Origin of the sequence: Thalassospira sp. UBA4513 (genome assembly GCF_002388495.1) — a bacterium.
Taxonomy (GTDB): Bacteria; Pseudomonadota; Alphaproteobacteria; order Rhodospirillales; family Thalassospiraceae; genus Thalassospira; species Thalassospira tepidiphila.
The window spans coordinates 1939-2566 of the sequence record NZ_DGMR01000015.1; the positions used below are offsets into that span (position 1 = coordinate 1939).

Sequence of the window (628 nt, forward strand, 5' to 3'; positions counted from 1 at the left end):
GCGTGGGTGATGGCCAGGTCGAGCCGGTCCTTGAACAGGGCGCGGTTTGGGAGTCTGGTCAGTAAGTCGTGGTAAGCCTGGAAATTGATAAATGCTTCCGCTTCCTTACGCTCGGTGACATCGCGGGCGGTGCCGTAGTAGCGGGCCTCGCGGTCATTATGTTTGCCGCCGCCATGATTGGCGTGGGGCCAGGTTTCCGGGTCAATCGGAAACGCGGTAATTTCGAAGTGGCGGGTCGCCTTGCGACTGCCTCGGGTCTTGAGGCGAACCTCCAGTGTCCTCGGATTGTCTGCGGTGATGTTTGGGCCTTTCAGGGCGTAGGTCCCCCGCGCGATGTCCCGGTCATCCAGGATGTGGCGAAAGTGACGTCCACAGAGTTCGGCGGGCTGGTAACCGAGCAGGCTCTCGATCTTGCTGTTCACAAAACAGAAATGCCCGTCGCCATCGAGCATGAAAACGATATCGGGTGAGCTGTTGACGATGTAGCGATGCAGTTCCTCGGATTTTTCCAGGCGCATTCGGATGTGCTCATGGGCGCGAAGCAGCGAACGCTTGCCGAGCACACCATCGACCGTTGCCAGCAGTTCTTCCGGGTCGAACGGTTTGCGGATATAGTCCAGTGCCCCCC

At 59.2% G+C, this 628-nt stretch carries 1 protein-coding gene; it reads right to left on the reverse strand.

Annotation, left to right across the window (positions count from 1 at the left end):
• Positions 1-628: PAS domain S-box protein (locus B2T33_RS06035; RefSeq protein WP_286791514.1), on the reverse strand; the 628-nt coding region annotated here is incomplete at both ends.